The following is a 7,085-nucleotide window of genomic DNA, read 5'->3' as shown; positions in this document are numbered from 1 at the left end:
CCATGGTCGTCGGCAGCGTCAGATGTGTATAAGAGACAGGTGATGTGCCCGAAAAATACACCCCGGTGCCGCCACCGCCGCCGCCGGACCCAAAATGAAACCCGTCCGGTCCGGTGTCCCCGGTCACGCCGGTGACGGGTATTGTCACGACAGCCGTTCCGGATAGTGCGGAGCCCGGCGCGCCGCCGTTTCCTCCAGCGTTCTCCCCCGCACCGCCGATCCCTCCGGTGCCGCCGCTGCTGGGGCTGCCAGGCACTTGCACGGTGTCGGCGCCCACCAGGTTGGTGCTGTTGCCGCCGGCGCCATTGCCGTTGCCGCCGAAGCCGCCACGCCCGAAGCTGGGACCACCGGCAGCGCTGCACGCCGTGGTGTCGGCCGTGCAGGCCGCCTGGGCGTGAGCCGGCAATGTCAGGTCGGTCGTGCCGAGGATCAGCGCAAGCGGCGAGACCGTGGCGAGGGTGCGAAAATAACTCGCGCGCGACTTCGCATCGAGACGGGCGGTCTGCGCGCTACCGAACTGTCCTACAGCGAAATCCTTCGCCGCGTATTCCCGCGTGGTCACCGCATTCCAGCCTTGCCAGACTTGAGATGTCGCCGTTTTCATCGGGCCTGCGCGTCCCAGGCCCTGATGATGTCGCGCGATGTGTCGGAGTCGACACCGTCGACAGATTCCGCAATGGACCACAATCTGGCCACTACCCAAAAGGGTACATCAACGTGCACGCGTACGATCAGTCGCCAAGCGAGGCTTTGCTGCAACAGACCGGTTCCGCAATCGCTGCGAATTGCGCGCAAAATTGAATCAAGGCTGCTGCTCTTCCCGCTAGCGGGAAGAGCGATGGTTGCAACTGTTCGGCTTCCGCGACGAACTCAAAACCGTCGTTAGAACTTCCAGCTGAAGTTGCCCTTCACCGAATGATCCTGCACCCGATCGGCAAGCTGTCCGACATAGGAGATGCCGACGGTTGCCTGTGCGGTGATGCGCAGGTCGAGCCCGCCTTCCACCAGCGCCGCGTTGCGCGCGAGCGGCACGCCGTTCACCGTGAAGCTTGCGCCGGTGCTCTGGAACGCGAGCGCGGCGGTCGGCGAGACATCGCCGAACGCGTATTGCCAGGCGACCGAGGCGCGCGGCGTCAGCCACATGCCGTTGGCGAGCGCAAGATTGCCGGCGAAGCGCGCGCCGACAGTGGAATAGCCGACGTCCTGGTTGTTGTGGCCGCCGAACAGCGCGGCGGCGCCGCTGCCGCCGGTCTCGCTGAAGCTGTCGGTATCGAGATGCGCCCAGGCGAGGCCGGCGAACGGCTCGAGCGCGACCTTGCCGAGGTTGAAGCCGTAACCGACCTCGCCGAACACCTGTGCTGACGTGGCGTTGTAACGCGCACGCGTGGTGTCGAAGAAATCCGGGAAGATGATCGAGCGGCTGGTGTCGAGCGTGCTGAAGCTGGCGCCGGCGCCGCCGCGCAGGCTGAGCGCGCCGTAAGTGGCGCCGGCGTAACCGGCGAGATGCGCGGTGTCGATGTTGGCCGAGCTCGCGCGGTCGCCGATGCGCAACGACGAGTTGGTGTAGCCGCCGGCGATGCCGGCGATCCAGTTCGGCGCAAAACGATGATCGACGCCGCTGAAGAACCCGGCGAGGTCGCGCGTCATGCCGCTCGCATTGCCGTCGCCGCCGAAGCGGCCCCAGGCGCCGACGCCCTGGGCCCAGAAAGTGGTGTCGGGCAACCGCACGGGCGCTGCGAGTGGCGGCGCCTTGATCGGGAAGCCGGGACGGCTCGCGCCGGCATAGGCGAGGGCGGAGGAGGCCGCCATCGAATCCATCGCCGCGAGTTGCGGACCGCCGGCGCTGAGTGCGGCCATCGGCCCTGCATCGCCGGCAAACGCGGATTGCCGCAACCGGCCGAGCACAGCGTCGCGCAGATAGCGTGAATCGTCGAGCATCGCGGTCTGCGCGCTGGCATGCATCTCGCCCGACAGCGCATCGAACGCCTGCCGCGCGCCGGCGGCGTTCTGATTGAGGATGCTGACCACCAGCGGGCTGGTCTGCGCGCTCGCCTCGAGGGCGTTGGAGACCGCGAGCTGGTTCGGCGTCTGCGCGACGTCGGGGAAGGTCGTGCTGTTGCGCGCCAAGGTCAGATACACATTGCTCGGATCATAGGTCAGCGACGGGTTCAGGAAGGTGAGGCTGCTGGTGACGTCGGCAAAGCTGCCGGTGACGCCGCTGTTCGCGGTGAGGATGGTGTAGGTGGTCTGCGGCGCATAGGTGCCGTTCTGCGCCAGCGCCAGCACGCTGCCGCCGCCGAGTGTCGCCTTGCCGGTGGCGACGATCCTGTCGGACTGGCCGGCGGCATTGGCTTCGACCTGATAGATCGAGCCGGCCGCGAAGCTGACATTGCCCGAGACGTTCAACCTGCCGATCGAATTGCCCGGCGCCACGGTGCCGCCGCTCGCAATGGTGAGGTTGCCGACGGTGCCGTTGCCGCCGAGCGTGCCGCCCACGTTGACTGAGGTGAGGGACGAGGACGCAATCGAGCCGTTGACGCTGAGCGTGCCGCCGTCGACCGTGGTGGTGCCGGTGTAGGTGCTGTTTGCGGTCAGGATGGTCTTGCCGGCCTCCACCAGCACCGACCCTGCGCCTGATATGGCCGGGTCGAAGCTGTAGTTCGCAGACGTGTGGTTGAAGACGATGCTGCCGGTGCCGGCGCCGAACGTGACGGTCGGCGTGTTCAACGTGCCCGGCGCCGCGGCAGCCTGGCCGAGCCCGGCGCCGATGTTGACGGTGCCGGTCGAGCCGGTCTGATTGGCAACACCGAAAAGCGGCGTCGTTACGCTGCCGCCGTTCTGGATCGTCAGCGCGCCGGTGCCGGCATCGCCGACAAACAGGGCGAAGCTGTTGGTCCAGGACGAGCCGGAGCCGGTGACCGTGGCCGTGCCTTTCGAGCCGGCGAGGAAGCCGATGTCGCTGCCGATCATGCTGGCCACTGCGCCGTTCCGGATGGTCAGCGTGCCGGTGCCGCCACCTCCGACATTGAGAATGCCGCCATGGGTCCAGGACGACCCGGCGCCGTCGATCGTCACCGTGCCGTTCGAGCCTGCAATGACGCCGATACCGGCAATCCCGCGAGTCGCGCTGGGGGCGCTGGTGACCGTGGCGCCATTTTGAATGTCGAGCGTGCCGGTGCCGGAGTAGCCGACATACAGGAAGTCGGCGCTGCTTAGCGACGAACCGGCGCCGGTGACGACAACGTTGCCGTTGGAGCCCACATTGGAGCCGATGAAGGTCGTGTCGTTGCTGACCGCGCCGCCGTTCTGGATGTTGAGGACGCCGGTGCCGACATAGCCGACATGAAGCTCCTTGCCGACAAGAAGCGATGAACCGGCGCCATCGACCGTTAAGTTGCCGTTGGATCCGAAGATATAGCCAAGGTAGGCATTTGAGCTGGCGCCGTTGCTCACGACGCCGCGGTTCTCGATGTTCAGCGTGCCGGTGCCGGCGGTGCCGACATAGAGTTCGGCGGAGTTGGTCCAGGACGAGCCGGGGCCGGTGACGGTGACGGTGCCGCTCGAACCGGGGACAAAGCCGACGCGGCCGTTGCGATCGCTCACGGTGCCGCCAGCCTTGATTGTCAGCACACCGGTTCCGTTTGCGCCGACAGCGAGATCGTCAGTCATATTCCAGGACGAGTTGGGTCCGGTGACCGTTGCAGTCCCGCTCGAGCCAGGCAAAGACCCGATCAGGCCGTTGGTACCGGCCACGGTGCCGCCGTTCTGGATCGTCAGCGTGCCGGTGCCGGCCACGCCGACAGTGACACCGGGACTGAACCACACCGAGCCGAAGCCATCGACCGTCACGGCGCCGTTCGAACCGGCATTGTTTCCGATGAAGCCATTAAGGTCGTTCAGCGTTCCGCCGCCCGAAATCGTCAGCTGGCCGTTGGCGTTTTGGCCGATAGTGACATTGGTGGCTTGCCCTGCGGTCCCTGCGATCGCCGTGGGGTTGGGCGAGGTCGTATCGATCACCGCGTTGTTGGGGTTGGCCGGAAGCGTGTTCGGCAGCCAGTTGCTGGTGTCGGTCCAGATCGACGAGTTGGCGCCGGTCCAGACGATGTCGGCCGCATGGGACGGCATCGCCGTTGCCGTGAGCAGCGCCAGCGCAACCAGCGATGTCGTGCCCAGCAGGGCGCCGCCGAACGACGCGCGCCCGTGGCGCGCGAGCGATTTTGCCTCGAAACAATCAGCGCGTGTGTCGTCGAACTGTCCTACAGCGGGACGTTCCGCTGCGTCTTCCAATGGGGTCACCGCATTCAGTCCCGGTAGTAACTCGAATTGTTGCAACTTTCGCCGGGCCATGCGTGTTGCTGCCCCTGACGACGCCGCGCGATGTGTCGGACTCGACACAGCGCAGAGATTCCGTAATCGAATGCGATCTGGCCATTACCCTAAGGGGTATACCAACGCGCGCACGAACGATAAGACGGCGAGCGAGGCTTTGCTGCAACATGTGGGCACGTCGTGACGTTGCAGCGATCGCCAAAAAATCAAATCAAACCTGGTCGATCAGAATCCCATGCAACGGGACAGCAAGCTCAACGACGAAATCATTCGTCTCTACGAATCTGAGTCCAACCTGCACACGCTGCCTGGTGTCCTGTTCGCCGGCGTCGGCCGCCTGGTCGATGCGGAGGTGGTGAGCTTCACCGAGTTCCATCGTCCGAGCTGGGATTTCCGGTCGTTGATTTCGGTCGGCGACGATCCGGAGGTTCGTGCCCGCGGCATGCAGGCGTTTGCGAAGCACATGCATTCGCATCCGTTCTGGCAGCACGATCCGGCGTTCTATGGCGAACGCGCGCTGCGCGAGTCGGATTTCTTCAGCGACGAGGAATTCGTCGAGCTGCCGATTGCCAAGGAGGTGTTCCTGCCGTCGGGGGCGCGGCGGATCATGGGGATCGCGTTCGAGCACGCCGGTTATGTGGTCACGGTTGTCGGGCATCGCGTGGTGGGACGGCCGGCGTTCAGCGACGAGGAGCGCGACCGGATGCAGGGTTTTCGTCCGCACATCCTACGCGGCTACCGCCAGGCGCAGGAGCGAACGCTGGCGGCGCTGACGCCGAGCGACCGCCTGCGGCTGGCATTTCCTGCGCTGACGCCGCGCCAGATCGAGGTGGCGTCGTGGATCGCCCAGGGCAAGTCGAACGAGGAGATCGCTGCTATCCTCGGCGTCGGGCTCGATGCCGTGAAGGCGCACGTCAAGGCGATCAACAGCAAGATCGATTCCGACAGCCGGCGCGCTGCGATCGTCATCGCCCACACCACGCCGCCCTTCGCCGATCTGCCGCCGCTGTGGAAGCTCGGCGTGGAAGGCTGAGGGCGGGCGGCGAGTGTCCCGAATCCGAAGTTCGCATCATTTGCCGCACCTTCGGAGCGAACTTCGGATTCGATAAGGACACTAGGAAACTTATGATTCTAGTGTGCTTTATGAATGCGAAGTTCGTGAAAGTGGCTGCCGCGAAATCGCACGAACTTCGCATTCAGCACACTAGTTCATAAAAGAAGGCCGCCCAAATGCGGCGGCCTCGAGTGAGCGGGTTTGCTTTTCTTCTTGGCCGATGAAGGGTCGGGGCCAAGTCCCTTCACCGCATTCGCTTCACCGCGTCCAGTCTTCGCCGGCGCACAGCGTTCCCATGCAGCCGCGAACGTTCAGCGTGCCCGGCGACACCAGTGTCACCGAGCTCTCATAGGTCTTGCCGTCATCGGCGTTGTAGATCCGGCCGGCCCATTTGTTCGGTCCTGCGGACTGCATGTTGATGAACAACGATATGCCCATGACCGGCCGAGCGCGCTGGAGGGGATCGGCGTTCTTGTCGTCGAGCTGCGGCTTGCCGGTGGCCCTGTCCCTCGGCTCCTTCAGCCAGACGACGCGGCCGCACAGCGCGCTGCCGCAGCGATGGATCTTGATCCTGGCGTCGCCGGACTGGGTCAGCCAGACGCCGGCCGGATCGCTCGACTTGTCGCTCGCCTTGGCGGCATCGGCGGGGCTGCCGAGCAGCGGGATGTGGAACGCGGCCACGATCAGGCGGCGCGTGAGGTGAGCGTGGACCAATTGCTTCAAAGCCTTGCGCAGGCCGTTTTGGTCTGGGATTACCGTCATCATCCACCTTCTTCATGAAAAATTTCATGATAAACATGAAATAAATCACGTTTAAGGTTGAGTCAATGACATTGCCTAGGCATGATGTAATCCGGCCGTAACGGCTTTTTTGGCAAAGAATTTCTGGATGGGTGCGATGGGGAAATCGGTTCGTGAGCAGCGCCAGCTCTGGTTTCGAAGGCTCGATCGGGCGTTCTGGTTGATCTGGGCGGCGCTGCCGGTCGTGCTGTGGCTGGCCTATTACCGCACCACCACGGCGTCGGCGACGATCGCCGAGAGCCTGATCGGCGAGCAGGCGAAGTGCGCGGCCATCGTCGCCAACCCGCTCACCATGTCGGCCAAGGGCCAGGTGCTGTTCTGGTCGCTGTTCGCGCTTGGGGTATCGTTTTACGCCGTGCTGATCGGCATCCTACATCGCATGGTGAACCGATTCGCCAACGGGCGGATCTTCGTGTCCGAAACGCTGCAGGGTGTCTGGTGGATGGGGATCTTCCTGGTGGTCTGGCCGTTTGTGGATACGATCACGACCATCGCGGTGACCTATGCGCTGTATCAACTCGGCGACATCAAGTTCTTCCTGCCGAGCTACGGCGTCGACGTCGGCACCGTCGCGGGCGGCGTGTTCCTGATGGCGCTGAAATTCGTGATCGAGCAGGCCATCCTGTTGCAGTCCGAAAACGATCTGACGATCTGAGGGTGATGCTTGTGCCCATCGTGGTGAACCTCGATGTCATGCTCGCAAAGCGCAAGCGCCGCCTCGGAGACCTCGCGGACGCGATCGGCATCTCGATCCAGAACCTGTCGATCCTGAAGACCGGCAAGGCCAAGGCGATGCGCTTCTCGACGCTGTCGGCAATCTGCCGCGAGCTGGACTGCCGGCCGGGGGATATTCTGGAACTGTCTCTTATACACATCTGACGCTGCCGACGACCATGGTATA

At 64.3% G+C, this 7,085-nt stretch carries 5 protein-coding genes and 1 pseudogene; 3 read left to right on the top strand and 3 right to left on the bottom strand.

Going from position 1 to position 7,085, the window contains the following annotated elements; all coding sequences use genetic code 11:
- Together PMN64_RS41045 and PMN64_RS41040 are read right to left on the bottom strand one after the other, a co-directional pair.
- Window positions 1-604: pseudogene (locus PMN64_RS41045) on the bottom strand (hypothetical protein); the annotation flags it as partial.
- Between the two features lie 278 nt (window positions 605-882).
- Window positions 883-4,296 (bottom strand): autotransporter domain-containing protein, encoded by a 3,414-nt coding sequence (locus tag PMN64_RS41040; protein WP_411784875.1) that lies wholly within the window; start codon window positions 4,294-4,296, stop codon window positions 883-885.
- Between the two features lie 268 nt (window positions 4,297-4,564).
- On the opposite strand from PMN64_RS41040, the gene PMN64_RS41035 reads away from it, so the two are divergent.
- Entirely contained in the window at window positions 4,565-5,362 is a 798-nt protein-coding gene (locus tag PMN64_RS41035) for a helix-turn-helix transcriptional regulator (protein WP_028345242.1), read from the top strand.
- Window positions 5,363-5,641: 279 nt separating this feature from the next.
- Here PMN64_RS41035 and PMN64_RS41030 read toward each other — a convergent pair whose 3' ends face one another.
- Window positions 5,642-6,148 (bottom strand): DUF2147 domain-containing protein, encoded by a 507-nt coding sequence (locus tag PMN64_RS41030; RefSeq protein WP_411784874.1) that lies wholly within the window; start codon window positions 6,146-6,148, stop codon window positions 5,642-5,644.
- Between the two features lie 133 nt (window positions 6,149-6,281).
- Here PMN64_RS41030 and PMN64_RS41025 point away from each other — a divergent pair, with 133 nt between their 5' ends.
- Window positions 6,282-6,839 (top strand): DUF2975 domain-containing protein, encoded by a 558-nt coding sequence (locus PMN64_RS41025; protein WP_176936754.1) that lies wholly within the window; start codon window positions 6,282-6,284, stop codon window positions 6,837-6,839.
- Window positions 6,840-6,844: 5 nt separating this feature from the next.
- The gene (locus PMN64_RS41020; RefSeq protein ID WP_411784877.1) at window positions 6,845-7,063 is read left to right on the top strand and encodes a helix-turn-helix domain-containing protein; all 219 of its coding nucleotides are present in this window, start codon (window positions 6,845-6,847) and stop codon (window positions 7,061-7,063) included.
- The last annotated feature ends 22 nt before the right edge of the window (window positions 7,064-7,085 follow it).

The sequence above is a fragment of the Bradyrhizobium sp. UFLA01-814 genome (assembly GCF_046718885.1).
In the GTDB taxonomy this organism is placed as follows: Bacteria; Pseudomonadota; Alphaproteobacteria; order Rhizobiales; family Xanthobacteraceae; genus Bradyrhizobium; species Bradyrhizobium elkanii.
The sequence above is the reverse complement of the archived record's forward strand: the minus strand, read 5'-3'. Positions and strand labels throughout refer to the sequence as shown.